Genomic DNA, 15,402 nt, shown 5'->3' with positions numbered 1-15,402 from the left:
ATTAAATCCTCCTTTACTCATTATAATTATCTGGCAAATCGTTTTCGAAAAGAACAACATCTCCTAATGATACTATGCTTGAAAGTCTTGCAGTCGCCTCATCAAGATTTGAAACAACAAATATTTTATCTTCATTAAAGCCTTTTTGTAATAATCCTTCTTTTATAGGTCTGCTCCTTTTAATACCCACAAGTATAGCATAATCGCAGCACTGTGCTATTTTTTCTCCTAACTTTTTATTTTCCTCATATTCTATTTCACCAAGTTCAACCATTCCTGGGGTTACAATAATTTTTTTGTTTCCAGGAATCTCTTTCAAAGTTTCAAGAGCCTCCGATGCTCCAACAGGGTTTGAGTTAAAAGCATCATCAATAACAGTAACCCCATTATTAGTATCAACAAGCTGAAGCCTGTGAGGTACTGGCTTTATCTTTGAAACTCCGCTAATAATCTCCTTTTCATTAAGCCCCAATTCAAAAGCAACACAGATTGCTGCAAGTATATTGCTTATGTTGTGCTTTCCAAGAAGAGATGTTTTGCAACTAAAGTTAATGCCATTATTGCCGCATACTCTGAATCTTAAACCTTCTTTAGTAGTTTCTATGTCCTTTGCATATACAAATACATTTTTATCAGCGTTTTTTATTCCATATAGATATGTTTTAACTTTTGTTTTTTCTGATAGTTTTAAGCAGTATTCATTATCGCCGTTAAAAACTGCAACTCCACTTTCAGGCAGAGATTCAATAAGTTCGTATTTTGTCTTTGCTACATTTTCTATTGATTTAAAGGTTTCAAGATGCTGCCTTCCAACAGATGTTAAAACCCCTATTGAAGGGTTTGCAAGTCTGCAGAGGGTTTTAATATCTCCCATATATCTTGCTCCCATTTCACAGACAAAAACTTCATGCTCCTCATTTAACTGTTCTCTTATAACTTTAGTTATGCCCATTGGAGTATTAAAGCTTTCAGGTGTCATAAGGGTATTATATTTTTCAGAAAGTATAGTTTTAATAAAATATTTTGTACTGGTTTTACCATAGCTTCCCGTAATTCCTATTACCTTTAAGTTTTTCATCCTTCTTATTTTAATCTGTGCTTCCCTGAAATACCTGTATTGAATAAGCATTTCAATAGGATACATAATAATTGTAGACAAAAGCATAATAATAGAGAGAATTATTCGAATCAAAATTAATGATAGTATGAATATACCAAAGCTTGAAAATCTAAAAATAACATATAATAATAAACCAATAACGATAACATTACAACTTAAAAGTCTTTTTGCTCTGCTTGTATAAACAAGAGGTTTTTTAGCTTTTACTTTTTTATTTTCATTTTTGTATAATACAAACAGACAAGCTGCTACATAAACACATTGTAACAAATAATTATTTTTAGATATAAAATTTAGTATAATCAAAATAATAAATGATATAATAAATCCCTCGTTGCCTTTTATATAATTTGATTTAAAGTTGTGTTTCAAAAAAGTGAAATATTGATTCGGTCTATAGCCTTCAAGCTGAGCCATATGCAGCTGTTTTATAATCTCTTTATACGCAGTTAATATAAAAAATAATATAGAAAATATATATAATATATTATTCATGTCACTCATTCCCCTCAAAAAATCTTGTTATAATGATATTAAAATCGTTTATTTTATCAAGGTATGAAAAATGTCCTGCCCCTTTAAATACCACAAGCCCCGCATCTGGTATCTCCTTTTCCATTATTTTTGCAAAATAAAGGGGAGTGTCTTTATCTTCTTCCCCCCATATTAAAAGAGTTGAAGCTTTAATATTTTTAAGGTAAGGTCTTAAATTTTGATTTACAACTTTAACAAAGGTCTGCCTCATATTTCCCGATTCTTTGTAATCTTTTGAACCGTATTTTTTGTAAAATTCTTCAAGTTTTTTGTCCTTGCTACCCTTTGTAAACATCATATAAAGCCTTTTTAAAAGTTTGAATTTATAGACCTTATAGTAATATTTTAAAGTTCTTTTCGGTATAATTCCTGCACTATCAACAAGAACCACCTTATCTACACATTCAGGATGAGTTGCAGAAAAAAGTATAGATACCCTCCCTCCAAAGGAATGGCCAACAAGGCTTGCCTTTTCAATATTTTGAGCTTTAAAAAATTTATATAATAAATTCATATAATCAGTAACATCAAAGGGCCTGTCTGGAGGTGATGATTTCCCAAACCCAGGAAAATCTATAGAATATACTTCAAACTTTGTTTTTAAATAGTTAAAAACAGGAAGAAAGCTGTCGCTGTTTCCTCCCCAGCCATGAAGAAGTATTATTTTTTTACCACATCCTTCATGCTTGTAGAATATGTTTATTCCATCAATATTTACAAACATCTAATCTCCCTTTCTCATATTTTTTATTATATCTCCTAATATTTTAATTCCTTTTTCAATATCTTTAATATCAACCCTTGAAAATCCTATTCTTAAAGCATTTTCTCCGCCTCCATCAGTATAAAATATATCACCGGGAGTAAAAATAACTCCTTTTTTAAAAGCTTCACTTAATACATCCCGTGAATTTATACCGTCAAGCTCAAGGAAAACATGAAGCCCTCCTTCTCCATATAGTTTTTTATAGGGTATATATTTTTTTATACAGTATACTATAAATTCGTATCTTTCTTTATAAACCTTTCTTACCTTGTTTATATATTTTTCAAAATTTCCTCCCCTTAAATATTCATAAAGCACTGCCTGGTCAAGAAAGGATGTGTGTATATTGCGGCTTCTTTTTATGCTTTCAAGATAATTTATAAGCTCTTTATCAGCTAAAATCCACCCTATCCTAAGACCTGGAAAAAGTATCTTAGAAAAACTTCCTATGTATATCACTCCATTTCCGCTTCCACAAAAGGCTGATAGGGGTGCAATATGGGATCCCGAATATCTTAACTCCTCATTAAATCCATCTTCTATAACAGGAACATTAAATTCCTTTATTATATTGTAAACTTCTATTCTCTTTTCAGGGGACATAACAATCCCTGTGGGGTTGTGATAGGATGGTACTAAAAAAACAAGCTTTGCTTTACTTTCAGCTAATTTATCTTTTAAAATATTAGTATCTATACCATCTTCATTAAGTTTAACACCATCTATATAGAGCCCGTGAAGATTCATTATCTTAATTGAGGTGTTGTGAGTTGGATTTTCGCATATTACTCTGTCTCCTCTTTTTGTAAGAGCCGATAAAGTAATATCAAATCCTTCCGTAAAGCCATTGGTTATAAGTATATCCTTATTTTTAATATTAACTCCCTTATTTTCCATGTACTTTAGAAGATAATCAATAAGGGGCTTATAGCCTCTTGCATAACCGTAATTTAAAATTTTTCTCTCTTCAGTTGACAATATATTTAAAAAAGATTTCTTAAAATCATCCATATCAAAAAGATTATCATCTGGTGATATGCTTTTAAATGAAATCATACCCTTTTTCCATTTTATATCGTGTTTATAAGTATCAAGCTCATCCGATAAAATTGCATAATCTGTTATTTTATCTTCCCACTTAACGTTAAACCCTTCATCATAGATTATACTATTATAAGAAACAAATGCTCCTTTATTAGGAATGTTTTTAATAAACCCTTCATCCTCAAGATATTTATAAGCCTCAATTACAGTATTCCTGCTTACATCTAAAATTAATGACAGTTCCCTCGTTGAAGGAAGCTTATCATCCTTTATATATACCCCTTTTAATATAAGCTCTTTTACATAATCCTTTATCTGAAGATAATAGGGCCTATCTTCGCAAAGCTTTATATCCTTAAACATATTTACACCTCTAATTATATTGTGGCACAAAAAATATTATTTTAAAAGAACCAGTTCCTTATTATTTTTTTGCATATGTGTCAGAAAAAAAAGCTGAATATCATTTTATTCAGCTTTTTTTATAATCTATACTATTTAATGTTCCTGCTTCCAGGCTTTACATAAGGTATGCCTTTCCTGCAAAGGGGGCAATCGTCATTTTCGTAGCTTTCCACATCAAGCTTTGTACAGCTATATACCGGATATTTTAAAGGCACGCTTCCTCTATCTACTATACATGCTATACCAACAACTACCCCTCCCATACTTTCTATAAGCTCTGCAACTTCGAGGGAGGATTTTCCCGTTGTAACAACATCCTCAGTTATTAAAACCTTTTCACCTTTTTTAATTTCAAACCCCCTTCTTAAGGTCATGATATTGTTTTCTCTCTCCGTGAATATTGCTCTTTTTCCCATTTGTTTCCCTATTTCATAGGCAACTATTATTCCACCCATAGCAGGTCCTACTGCCACCTCAAAATCAATATCCTTTATTTTTTCACATACTACATTTAAAACTTTTTGTGCCTTATCTGGATACTGCAAAAGTTTTGCACACTGTATATATCTATTGCTGTGCCTTCCTGATGATAAAAGAAAGTGTCCTTCAAGTAGAGCATCACATTCCCTTAAAATATCTATAACCATAAATCTACCTCCTTGCAATCCCTCTTATTTCTTCTATATTTTTAATTCCCTCATCTTCCATAAACTTTTTAATGCCATCTATTATTTCAAGGCAAACCATTGGATTTATAAAATTAGCCGTCCCAACCTCAACTGCTGTAGCACCTGCCATAATAAATTCAATTGCATCCTTAAAGGATTCTATACCTCCTATACCAATGACAGGAACATTAACTTCTTTGCATACCTCATAGACCATCCTTAAAGCAATAGGTTTTATGCAGGGCCCTGAAAGACCTGCAAATATATTATCAAAAACTGGTTTTCTTTTATATATATCTATAGCCATGGCCTTAAAGGTATTTATTAGAGATAGCGCGTCTGCCCCAGCCTCACAGCATTTTACTGCCATATCAACGATATTTTCTGCGTTAGGAGAAAGTTTTACAATTAAAGGCTTTTTACAGTACCCCTTTACCTTTGATACAACTTCAAAGGCAGTTTCTGATTTAATTCCAAAGGCCATACCTCCACTTTTTACATTTGGGCAGGATATGTTAAGCTCAATCATATCAACTTCACTTTCGCTTAATTTTTTAACTCCTTCAGCATATTCTTCAATGCTTCCTCCCCCAAGATTTGCAATTATAACTGTATTCATTTTTTTCATTTTAGGAAGTTCGTTTTCTATAAAGCAATCAATCCCCGGGTTTTGAAGTCCTATGCTGTTTATAAGCCCTGCCCTTGTTTCATGAAGCCTTATTCCTTTGTTTCCTTCTTTTTTATTTAACGTAAGCCCCTTTGTGCATATCCCTCCAAGTCTTCCTACATCATAAAAGGCTGAATACTCCTCTCCAAATCCAAAGGTTCCTGAGGCTGCAATAACAGGATTTTTAAACTCTACTTTGCATATATTTGTCTTAAGCATTAATAAACACATCCCTGCCATAGAATACTGGACCGTCTTTGCAAACTCTTTTATTCCCATCCTTTGTTTCACAGGTGCATCCAAGGCATGCCCCTATTCCGCAGGCCATATGTTTTTCCATAGATACAAAAATAGGTGTTGCATAATCTCTACATACTTTAACTACCTTTTCCATCATAACCTCAGGGCCGCAGCAAAGCACCGCATTATATTCAAAGGGACTGAAAATATCTGTTACATAACCTTTATAACCGTATTTGCCGCTTTCAGTTGCAATATATATATTTGAAACAAATTTTTTAAATTCATCTACTTCATAAACTTCATCTTTAAATCCTACATATAAATCTATATCACAGTTTTTAAGACTTTTAACCGTATAAAGCATTGGGGCTATTCCAATACCACCTGCAACAACTGCAATCTTTCCCTTTATATTTTCAGCATCAAATCCATTTCCTAAGGGGCCTGTTAATTTAATTTCATCATTAACATTAAGCTTTGCCATAATACTTGTCCCCCTTCCCTTTTTTTGATACAAAAAACTTACATATCCCTCTTCAAAATCATGTACACTTATTGGCCTTGGCAAAATAGGCTCTTCATTTAGACTTTTTATCATAAAAAATTGTCCTGCCTTTATATCATAGTCCCCTTCAACTTTAAGCTTATATATATCCTCTGAGAGATTAATATTTTCTGCTACTTTGCAGCTTTTATAGCTTAACTGCATTTTCAATCTCCCCTTTCATTTTTAATACTTCAAGCCTTGCACATTCATCAAACCTTATATCCCCGTTTTCATAATTCTTATATGCAAGTAGTATTGCCCTTGATGAGTTTACAACTCCACCATTACCATTATTAAGATAAAGGGCAACATCCGAAGCACTTCCTCCTTGAGCTCCATAGCCTGGTATTAGAAAAAACATATTTTTATAGCTTTTCCTAATATCCATTGATTCTTTATTATGAGTACATCCAACAACTGCACCAATGCTGCTATAACCGTATTTCCCCTTATAATCTTTCGATATTTCATAAAGCCTGTCACCTACATAATTAAAAACCTTTTTATTGTCTTTGCTTTCTATATACTGTATATCCTTTGCACCTTCGTTTGATGTCCTTAAAAGTACGAATAACCCTTTATTCTTATTTTCAACATATTCGAGATAGGGCTCAATGCTGTCAAATCCCATATAGGGGCTTAAGGTTATAAAATCACATTCAAAATCCCCTTCAAAATGAGCTTTAGCATACATCTTTGCTGTACTTGATATGTCCCCTCTTTTAATATCTCCTATTGAAATACCGCCCTTTGATTTTATATATTTTAAAGTTTTCATGTATGCACATAATCCTTCAATTCCTAAAGCTTCATAATAGGCTATCTGCACTTTGTAGCAGGATACTAAATCATAGGTTGCATCTATTATTTTCTTATTGAAGTTAAATACAGCATCTAATATAGAGCTGCATCCCTTTTTTAAATTATAAGGTATATAATCTATTGAAGTATCCAGCCCAACACATATACAGCTTTTATTTTTAACGCTTTCGTAAAGATTATCTATTATCATAATAATCACTCCTAAAAACTACTTTGCCGCCTTTTATAGTCATAGCTATAACTCCATAAAACTCCATACCGTCAAAAGGAGTATTTTTGCCTTTTGATTTAAACTTTACTGCATCCACTTTAAACTTTTTATCTATATCCACAAGAACTAAATCACCATCATATCCTTTTTCTATTTTTCCCTTATTTAATCCCATCATTTTAGAAGGCTTTTCTGACATTAGTTTTGATAAGGTATTAAGGGTAATATGCCCATTTCTTACAAGCGTTGTATAGCATACAGAAAAAGCTGTTTCAATTCCCGATATGCCCGGTGCACCATTTAATTTATCTTCAAAGCTGTGGGGTGCATGGTCCGTTGCTATAGCATCAACATATCCTTCTTTAATTGAATCTATTAAAAAATTAATATCATCCATAAGCCTTAAAGGAGGATTTACTTTATACATTGTATTACTACTCAGGGCTATGTGATGAGGGGTTACTTCACAGGTTATATTAAATCCTTCTTTTTTTGCATTTTTAACCATCATCATTGCTTCTCTTGTGCTTACATGGGCAATATGAAGGCTGCATCCTGTCTTTTTTGCTGTTTCAATATCCCTCATAGTCATATAGTTTTCCGAAAGTCTGCTGTCCCACTTTACATATTCTTCATGCTCTGCATGGGATATCACTGTAAATCCTTTATCCCTTGCAATGCTCATAGCCATAAGCATAACTTCATCTTTTAAAATACCTTTTCCATCCTCAGATATGAATTTTACGGGTTTTTCTATATATTTAAGGTGGTTTACATCTTCACCCTTCATGCCTTTAGTTACTGATACGCATTGGTGAACATCAACAAGTGCTATATCCTCAGCCTTTTTTAAAACGTAGTTAACCATATCCATATCAGAGCAAACGGGTTTTGTGTTTGCCATAAGATTAACTGCAGTATATCCGCCACATACAGCTGCAAGGCTTCCTGATTTAATATCCTCTTTGTGGGTAAGTCCAGGATCCCTGAAATGGCTGTGCATATCTACGAAGGAAGGCATAAGGACAAGTCCCTTCCCATCTATAATATTGCTGTCTTTTTCAATTCCTTGCCCTATTTCGTCAATTACTCCCTGTTTTACATAAACATCTCCAATAAAATCCTTTTGGCTGTCAACTATTCTTACATTCTTTATAAGAAGATTCATACTTCAGCCTCCTCGAGGGTATGAACTTCATCGCAATATTCGCATCTGTATTCTCCCTTTACTTCATCTACAAGATAGAATACATTGGGTATATATTTTTCTATAGAAGTTATACATCGAGGATTTTTACATTTAATAACATCTACAACCTTTTCGGGAAGTTTTAATTTTATCTTCTCTTTAATTTTTTCATCTTCAATTATATCTATTGTAATGTTAGGATCTATGAGTCCAAGTACTGTATAGTCAATATCTATTACATTTTCTATCTTTATAATGTCCTTTCTTCCAAGTTTTTGGCTCTCAACGTTCATTATTAAGGCCACCCTGAAATCTGCCCTATCAAGTCCAAGATAGTTAAATATCTTAATGCCGCAGCCTGCTTTTATATGATCTATTACTATACCTTTTTTTATACTGTTTATTGTTAACATATCTCATCAACCCCCAATAGCTTCATAATTAGCGCCATCCTTACAAACATTCCGTACTTTGCCTGTTTAAAATAATAAGCTCTAGGATCGCTGTCAACTTCATAGGCTATCTCATTTACCCTTGGAAGAGGATGCATTACAATCATATCATCCTTTGCCATCTTCATCTTCTTCATATCAAGAATGTAGCTGTCCTTTAACCTTATATAATCCTCTTCGTTAAAAAATCTTTCTCTCTGCACTCTTGTAACATAAAGTATATCGAGGGTATCTATGACCTCTTCTATTCTCTCAACTTCAATAAAATCAATATTCTTTTTTTCTAAAACTTCTTTTCTTATATAATCTGGAACTTTAAGCTCTTTTGGGGAAATAAGAACGAATTTATTGTTTTCATATCTTGACATGGATTTTATAAGTGAATGAACTGTTCTTCCGAATTTTAAATCGCCGCAAAGGCCTATTGTAAGATTTGATAGTGTTTTCTTTACTGACCTTATAGTTAAAAGATCTGTTAATGTCTGAGTTGGATGCTGATGGCCTCCATCCCCTGCGTTAATAACAGGAATCTGCGAATACAAAGAAGCAATTTTAGGCGCTCCTTCTTTAGGATGTCTCATCACTGCAATATCAGCATAGCAGGAAATTGTCCTTATAGTATCTGCAACGCTTTCTCCCTTTGCAACTGAACTTGAATTTGGCTCTGAAAATCCTATTATTTTCCCTCCAAGCCTTAGCATAGCTGCTTCAAAACTAAATCTTGTTCTTGTGCTTGGTTCATAAAAAAGAGTTGCCATTAGTTTACCATCGCATGCATGAGCATATTTTTCTGGATTTTCAACAATTTTGTCTGCAAGATTTAATATGCTGTCAATTTCCTCAACTGAAAAATCCATTGGGTCAATAAGATGTCTTCCTTTTAACATATTATTCCTCCTTTATTTGCCTCACAGGGCAAATTTAAAAGTTTACATAATAAAAGCCTTCCAATAGGAAGGCATAAATATACACAATCATAGCATTGCTTATTATTTATCCTTCCCAGTATCTCAGTACCAGCTTAAAGGCATTTTTTATATACTATCATGGTATCTATTATTTGTCAATATCATTCTTTAATTCTTCCACAAAATCATTTATCCTTTTCTTCTGCTGATTATTTAATTTGTCTTCTTTTATTATATTTTGCAAATCAGAAATAAGTTTAGGTTTTTCAATATATTTATCTGTAAATGTCTTCAATATTTTGGAAATATCCTCGCTTTTAAAATCCGAAATAACTTTTATGAATTCTGAAGGATTTTTTGAATAGTTATTATATAATATTTTATAATAAAGTTCTTTTGCATTTCCCGTAAACTCCTTAGAATATTTTATTAAATTTTCAAGTCCATTATAGTTAATCAAATTTTGCCCCTCTAAGAATTTTAATATATTTTCCTTTGCTTTATCATCAACCTTTGTCCAGTCTATTTTATTTATATTCTTTAGTATTTTATCTCCTTCGAGTTTATCAATTTTATTGACAGCTATTTTATTTAATGAATCTATTGTTAGTCCATTTTTCAGCTCTGTATGTGTATAAAAGTTAAATATTACATATATAAGAATAAAGAAAAAAACTATGCTAAATATTTTTTTCATAGATTTTATTAACTCCTCCCTTCTTCTTATAAATATATAATCTGCAAAATAGCTTTATAACTTCATTATACAAAAAATTATTTTGCTTTGATAGCATAAACCTTTGCTATACAAAATATTATTTATATAGAGAAATTTTTGGAGGGTTGAAATTGAAAAAATTATCAAAAGCTGCATTTATTCTGGTGCTCATTGGTGCAATCAACTGGGGACTTATAGGTTTTTTTAAATTCGACCTCGTTGCTACTATTTTTGGAGGTATGGAAGGGATAATCTCAAGAATCATTTACTCTCTTGTTGGATTATCCGGACTATATCTTATCTACGATTTACTTGCAAACAAAAAATGAGGATGGCAAGCCATCCTCATTTTTTGTTTATTGATTAAATTCATATATCTGTTTGGAATCATATCCCATATTTTTAAATTTTGAATATAAGACTTCTGCCCTTTCCAATTTAACTTTAATTATATTCATCTTTATAGGGAGCTGCAGCAGCTGTTCTACCTTAAATCCCTTCATCTGTGCTATTTTGCAGTATTCCTTCTCTCCGTATTCTACTATGGATGCCTTCCCTGAAATTTGTACTCCTGCAAGCTTTGTCATATTTTCATAGTTATCATATATAGAAATCGATACATTTTCGTTTAAAAGTATATTTGCAAATTTTTCTCCGCCTTCACTAAAAAAATATATATGCCCTTCTTTATATATATATTCAATAGGGGTTCCTCTCACCCTTTTATCACAGCCTGTTGATAAAGTACATGTATTATGACAGTTTAAAAACTCTTCTAATAAAAATTTTACCTTTGAAACAGGAGCAGCAGGTATTAAGCTATCCTTATACCTTTTAACATCTAATGCAAATTCTATTATCTCCTTTAAATTAAATATGTCGGCATCTTTTAATGTTATTCCTGTTTCTTTTGAAAAGCTATCCAATATTTTATAATCTTCATCCTTCAATTCATTTAACTTTAATTTTCCTCCAAGAGCTTTTGCCATAACTATGCATTCACTACCAAGTAATGATTTTATCTCTTTAAAATAATTAATATTATTATTTTTATTAAGACAAGTGCAAAATAATACTACCTTTTTATTAATAAGAAAATCCCTGTTTTCAACTACAAACCTTATCATGCTCTCTTCAAAGCTTTCAATATAAATTGGAGAGCCTAAAATAATAAAATCATATTTTTTATGTTCTTCATTAAATTCTTTTACATTTATTATATTGGCAGGTCCTAAAATAAGCCCCATATATTCTGAAATTTTTTTAGTAGTGCCATATCGGCTCTCATATATTATAAGAGTTTTAATCATAATAAGGCCCCCTATATTTTATATTGGCTAATTTTTTTATTTTTATATCTAAAGGCATTAACCGGGCAGCCATGAAGGCATTTTTGACAGCACAGGCATCGTGCCTTAAACTTTATTTCCTCTTCTAATATTATATTTTTAGTAGGGCAATTCTTTACACATTTTCCGCATCTAACGCATAAAGACATATCTACTTTCAAATTTTTATCTGCCCAATTTAGAGCATACTTTTTAAACATTTTATAAATTATTCTGCCGCTTTGAACTCTAAATCTTGATACATTATTTATTACATTTTCTCCTTTTAAAAATTTATCTACAATCGTTTTTACAATCTTTGCTGAATTTTCTTTTAAAATTATACATTTATCTTCAGGAGTTTTTTTAAACAAACCATTTACATAAAAATTCTGAGGCATTTGTATCATAGTATTTACTTCAATTTTAAAGCCCTTTTCTTTAAGCTTTTCACAAAGATACTCTGCTCCTGCCGCCGCAGGTCCTGCCTGTGTTGAAAAAACAATGCACTTTCTATTATTGCCGTTTTTAATATTTTTTTCTATCCAACCCATAAAATAATCTGGAAAAAAATCAGCATGAATAGGACATCCAAATATAAAAAAATTGTAATCATCATTAAGTGTTCTCTTTTTACTAACGTCTATAAGAGCACACTCAATTCCATCCTTCTTAAATTCATCCCTAAAAAGCCTGACTATGTATTCTGTATTGCCAGTTCCAGAAAAATAAACTGCTGCTCCTTTCAATAATCTTCCCCCATTTTTACTATTATTTATTTTCTTCATCTATTTCAACAACAAAGGGTGATTCAGTTTCTCTGCACCACCTTACTGTAACACAGTTTGAAATATTTCTTGGGCAGAATCTGCATATACATTGGCTGTCATCTCCATTACAGTTTTTAGAATAATATGGGCATCTTTTACAATTGCTGTTTATAATCTTACTCATTTTTATCCCCTGCTTTTCTGTTTTTACAATAATTATATCACAAATTTATTATATGTTTTTATAAAATTATCCAGATTTAAAAAATCCATTATACTGCAGGTAGAATATTTGCAGTATAATGGATTTTATTTTATTTATCATATCTTTTCTTAATTTCTCTTTTTATATCCTCAATTGATATACCTTTATCTGCCATCAAGACCAGTACATGATATAAAAGATCTGAAATCTCATATATCATTTCTCCTTTATCATCATTTTTGGCTGCTATTATAACTTCACTTGTTTCTTCTCCTACCTTTTTTAATATTTTATCAGCTCCCTTTTCAAATAAATAATTAGTATATGAGCCTTCTTTAGGATTATATTTTCTGCTCATTATCCTTTCATATAGCCTTATAATTATGTCTTCTTTATCTAAATATTCATCTCTATTAACATATACTTCATTAAAAAAGCAGCTTTCACTTCCTGTATGGCATGAATTTCCCAAGGTTTCAACCTCTATAAGCATACAATCCAAATCGCAATCGAGACTCATTCTTTTTACTATTTGATAGTTGCCCGAAGTTTCTCCTTTATTCCAAAGACACTTTCTGCTTCTGCTGTAAAAATGAGTGTTTCCTGTTGTCATTGTTTTCTCTATTGATTCCTCATTCATATATGCACACATTAAAACTTTTTTGCTTTGAACATCCTGAACAATCGCAGGAATTAATCCTTTATCATCGAATTTTATTTTCATAACCATATTATACCCTCCTGATGTTTACTCCTTTACAGGATAAATATTCCTTTAAATCATTTATCTTAACATCTCCATAATGAAAAATCGATGCCGATAGAGCTGCATCTGCCTTTCCATATTTAAAAACCTTTTCAAAATGTTCCATATTTCCTGCTCCTCCTGAGGCTACAACAGGTATATTAACATTTTCAGAAATCAAAGATGTAATTTCACAATCATATCCATTTTTTATACCATCGCAGTCTATGCTGTTTAAAACTATTTCTCCAGCTCCAAGGCTTTCTCCTAATTTAGCCCACTCTAATGCATAAAGATTTGTCTCAACTCTTCCCCCATCAATAAAAACCTTATAACTTCCGTTTTCTATCTTTTTAACATCCATAGATAAAACAACGCATTGTCTGCCGAATTTTTCTGAAGCACTCTTTATTATCTTTGGGTTTCTAACTGCTGCAGAATTGATAGAAACTTTATCAGCACCCTTTAAAAGTGCCATTCTAAAATCTTCTATAGTTTTTATTCCTCCTCCAACGGTAAAGGGTATATTTATACTTTCCGCTATCTTTTCTACAACATTTAAAAAAATATTCCTTTTTTCAAAGGAAGCGGTAATATCATAAAATACTATCTCATCTGCTCCCTCATTATTATAAAATACTGCAAGCTTCACAGGGTCATCAACATCAGTTAAGTCCTTAAATTTTCTTCCCTTTACTACTCGTCCATCCTTAACATCAAGACAAGGAATAATTCTCTTTGCAAGCAAATATTATCCCCCCTAAATCCTTTATCTTTCCCGTATAAAGTGCTTTCCCAACTATTGCACCATATACACCCAATTCTTTCAGCTTATAAATATCTTCTTCTGAGCTTATTCCTCCTGATGCTATAATTTTTAAATTTGTCTCTCTTTGTAAAATACTTATCTGCTTAAAGTTTGGTCCAGAAAGCATTCCATCTTTTAATATGTCTGTATATATCAAATATTTAAGCCCTGATTTTTCAAGCTCTTTAGCTAAATCTAATGAATTGATATTGCTAATTCTTGCCCATCCATTAGAAGCTGCATATCCATTTTTAGCATCTATGGAAACTGCGATTTTATCGCCAAAGCTTTTAAGTGCCTTTTCTATTAATTCTTTATCAAATAATGCCGCTGTACCTAAAATAACTCTGTCTGCTCCTAAATCAAAAAAATATTCAATATCGCTTATATTTCTTATTCCTCCACCAATCTGAATTGGTATGTTAATAGATTTTATAATCCTTGCAACAACATCATTATTTGTTATTTTACCGTTAAACGCTCCATCAAGATCGACAACATGTATATATTCTGCCCCCATACTTTCCCACATAGCTGCAGCACTTGCTGGGTCATCATAAAAAACTTCCTCTTTTTCTAAATCTCCCTGCATAAGCCTTACGCATTTACCGTCCTTAATATCTATTGCTGGAAATATTATCACTTTATCAACTCCTTAAAATTCTTTAAAAGCATGCTTCCTACTCTACCGCTTTTTTCGGGATGAAACTGCATTCCTATTATGTTGTCTTTTCTAATAAGTGCTGGAACTTTAACTCCATAATCCGAATATAAAACCACGTCATTAAAATTTTCAGGCTTAACATAATAGGAATGAACAAAGTAAACATAATCTTCACTGTTAATTCCTTTTGAAATATCATCTTCTCTATTTGCAATAAGACTATTCCATCCCATGTGTGGAACCTTTAATTTGCCATCGAACCTTACAACATCACCCTTTAAAATTTCAAGGCCTTTATGGCATCCATCCTCATAACTTACTTCATAAAAAAGCTGAAGTCCAAGACAAATTCCAAGTATTGTTTTTCCATTTTTAGCATTTTCCTTTACAACGTCAGAAAGTCCCATATTATTAAGATTATCTATAGCTCCTTTAAAAGCTCCGACGCCTGGAAGTACTATTGCTCTGCTATCATTTATATCCTTAGCTGCCGATGTTATTTTTGCCTCTAATCCTAAATCCTTCATAGCTCTAAAAACATTCTTTAAATTGCCTGCTCCATAATCTATAATTGCTATCATATCTTCC

At 31.9% G+C, this 15,402-nt stretch carries 19 protein-coding genes; 1 reads left to right on the top strand and 18 read right to left on the bottom strand.

What is annotated here, in order from left to right; translation table 11 throughout:
- Positions 1-13: 13 nt before the first annotated feature.
- The 11 genes from B5D15_RS05390 to B5D15_RS05340 form a co-directional block, all read right to left on the bottom strand.
- Positions 14-1,615, bottom strand: coding sequence for a UDP-N-acetylmuramoyl-tripeptide--D-alanyl-D-alanine ligase (locus B5D15_RS05390; protein WP_207651448.1), 1,602 nt, complete (start codon positions 1,613-1,615; stop codon positions 14-16).
- A 1-nt stretch (position 1,616) separates the two neighbouring features.
- The gene (locus B5D15_RS05385; protein WP_078696099.1) at positions 1,617-2,378 is read right to left on the bottom strand and encodes an alpha/beta fold hydrolase; all 762 of its coding nucleotides are present in this window, start codon (positions 2,376-2,378) and stop codon (positions 1,617-1,619) included.
- Positions 2,379-3,827 carry a MocR-like pyridoxine biosynthesis transcription factor PdxR gene (gene pdxR / locus B5D15_RS05380; RefSeq protein WP_078696098.1) on the bottom strand — a complete coding sequence of 483 codons (1,449 nt, stop codon included), beginning with the start codon at positions 3,825-3,827 and terminating at the stop codon, positions 2,379-2,381.
- 131 nt (positions 3,828-3,958) lie between these two features.
- Positions 3,959-4,516: an orotate phosphoribosyltransferase gene (gene pyrE, locus B5D15_RS05375; protein WP_078696097.1), complete on the bottom strand. Its 558-nt coding sequence runs from the start codon at positions 4,514-4,516 to the stop codon at positions 3,959-3,961.
- A 4-nt stretch (positions 4,517-4,520) separates the two neighbouring features.
- Positions 4,521-5,423 carry a dihydroorotate dehydrogenase gene (locus tag B5D15_RS05370; RefSeq protein ID WP_078696096.1) on the bottom strand — a complete coding sequence of 301 codons (903 nt, stop codon included), beginning with the start codon at positions 5,421-5,423 and terminating at the stop codon, positions 4,521-4,523.
- Positions 5,416-6,156 carry a dihydroorotate dehydrogenase electron transfer subunit gene (locus B5D15_RS05365; RefSeq protein WP_078696095.1) on the bottom strand — a complete coding sequence of 247 codons (741 nt, stop codon included), beginning with the start codon at positions 6,154-6,156 and terminating at the stop codon, positions 5,416-5,418. The genes B5D15_RS05370 and B5D15_RS05365 overlap by 8 nt, the downstream gene beginning before the upstream one ends.
- Positions 6,140-7,006 (bottom strand): orotidine-5'-phosphate decarboxylase, encoded by an 867-nt coding sequence (gene pyrF / locus B5D15_RS05360; protein WP_078696094.1) that lies wholly within the window; start codon positions 7,004-7,006, stop codon positions 6,140-6,142. Before pyrF ends, B5D15_RS05365 begins: the two co-directional genes overlap by 17 nt.
- A complete protein-coding gene (locus B5D15_RS05355) occupies positions 6,993-8,195 on the bottom strand; it encodes a dihydroorotase (RefSeq protein WP_078696093.1) in 1,203 nt (400 codons plus the stop codon). Before B5D15_RS05355 ends, pyrF begins: the two co-directional genes overlap by 14 nt.
- The gene (locus B5D15_RS05350) at positions 8,192-8,629 is read right to left on the bottom strand and encodes an aspartate carbamoyltransferase regulatory subunit (RefSeq protein WP_078696092.1); all 438 of its coding nucleotides are present in this window, start codon (positions 8,627-8,629) and stop codon (positions 8,192-8,194) included. The genes B5D15_RS05355 and B5D15_RS05350 overlap by 4 nt, the downstream gene beginning before the upstream one ends.
- Entirely contained in the window at positions 8,623-9,555 is a 933-nt protein-coding gene (pyrB, locus tag B5D15_RS05345) for an aspartate carbamoyltransferase (RefSeq protein WP_078696091.1), read from the bottom strand. Before pyrB ends, B5D15_RS05350 begins: the two co-directional genes overlap by 7 nt.
- Positions 9,556-9,724: 169 nt before the next feature.
- Positions 9,725-10,273 (bottom strand): hypothetical protein, encoded by a 549-nt coding sequence (locus tag B5D15_RS05340; protein ID WP_078696090.1) that lies wholly within the window; start codon positions 10,271-10,273, stop codon positions 9,725-9,727.
- 152 nt (positions 10,274-10,425) lie between these two features.
- On the opposite strand from B5D15_RS05340, the gene B5D15_RS05335 reads away from it, so the two are divergent.
- Positions 10,426-10,623 (top strand): DUF378 domain-containing protein, encoded by a 198-nt coding sequence (locus B5D15_RS05335; protein ID WP_078696089.1) that lies wholly within the window; start codon positions 10,426-10,428, stop codon positions 10,621-10,623.
- A gap of 27 nt (positions 10,624-10,650) precedes the next feature.
- Here B5D15_RS05335 and B5D15_RS05330 read toward each other — a convergent pair whose 3' ends face one another.
- The 7 genes from B5D15_RS05330 to hisH form a co-directional block, all read right to left on the bottom strand.
- Positions 10,651-11,604: a flavodoxin domain-containing protein gene (locus tag B5D15_RS05330; protein ID WP_078696088.1), complete on the bottom strand. Its 954-nt coding sequence runs from the start codon at positions 11,602-11,604 to the stop codon at positions 10,651-10,653.
- 11 nt (positions 11,605-11,615) lie between these two features.
- Complete coding sequence (locus B5D15_RS05325; protein ID WP_078696087.1) at positions 11,616-12,371, bottom strand: EFR1 family ferrodoxin; 756 nt, start codon at positions 12,369-12,371, stop codon at positions 11,616-11,618.
- Positions 12,372-12,393: 22 nt separating this feature from the next.
- A complete protein-coding gene (locus tag B5D15_RS05320; RefSeq protein WP_078696086.1) occupies positions 12,394-12,576 on the bottom strand; it encodes a hypothetical protein in 183 nt (60 codons plus the stop codon).
- Between the two features lie 130 nt (positions 12,577-12,706).
- Complete coding sequence (gene hisIE / locus B5D15_RS05315) at positions 12,707-13,321, bottom strand: bifunctional phosphoribosyl-AMP cyclohydrolase/phosphoribosyl-ATP diphosphatase HisIE (RefSeq protein WP_207651451.1); 615 nt, start codon at positions 13,319-13,321, stop codon at positions 12,707-12,709.
- A gap of 7 nt (positions 13,322-13,328) precedes the next feature.
- A complete protein-coding gene (gene hisF, locus B5D15_RS05310) occupies positions 13,329-14,090 on the bottom strand; it encodes an imidazole glycerol phosphate synthase subunit HisF (protein ID WP_078696084.1) in 762 nt (253 codons plus the stop codon).
- Positions 14,059-14,793, bottom strand: coding sequence for a 1-(5-phosphoribosyl)-5-[(5-phosphoribosylamino)methylideneamino]imidazole-4-carboxamide isomerase (gene hisA, locus B5D15_RS05305; RefSeq protein ID WP_078696083.1), 735 nt, complete (start codon positions 14,791-14,793; stop codon positions 14,059-14,061). The genes hisF and hisA overlap by 32 nt, the downstream gene beginning before the upstream one ends.
- Complete coding sequence (hisH, locus tag B5D15_RS05300; protein ID WP_078696082.1) at positions 14,790-15,395, bottom strand: imidazole glycerol phosphate synthase subunit HisH; 606 nt, start codon at positions 15,393-15,395, stop codon at positions 14,790-14,792. The genes hisA and hisH overlap by 4 nt, the downstream gene beginning before the upstream one ends.
- Positions 15,396-15,402: the final 7 nt, after the last annotated feature.

Source organism: Caloramator quimbayensis, from assembly GCF_900167605.1.
Lineage (GTDB): Bacteria > Bacillota > Clostridia > Clostridiales > Caloramatoraceae > Caloramator_B > Caloramator_B quimbayensis.
This window is presented reverse-complemented; position numbering and strand designations above follow the sequence as displayed.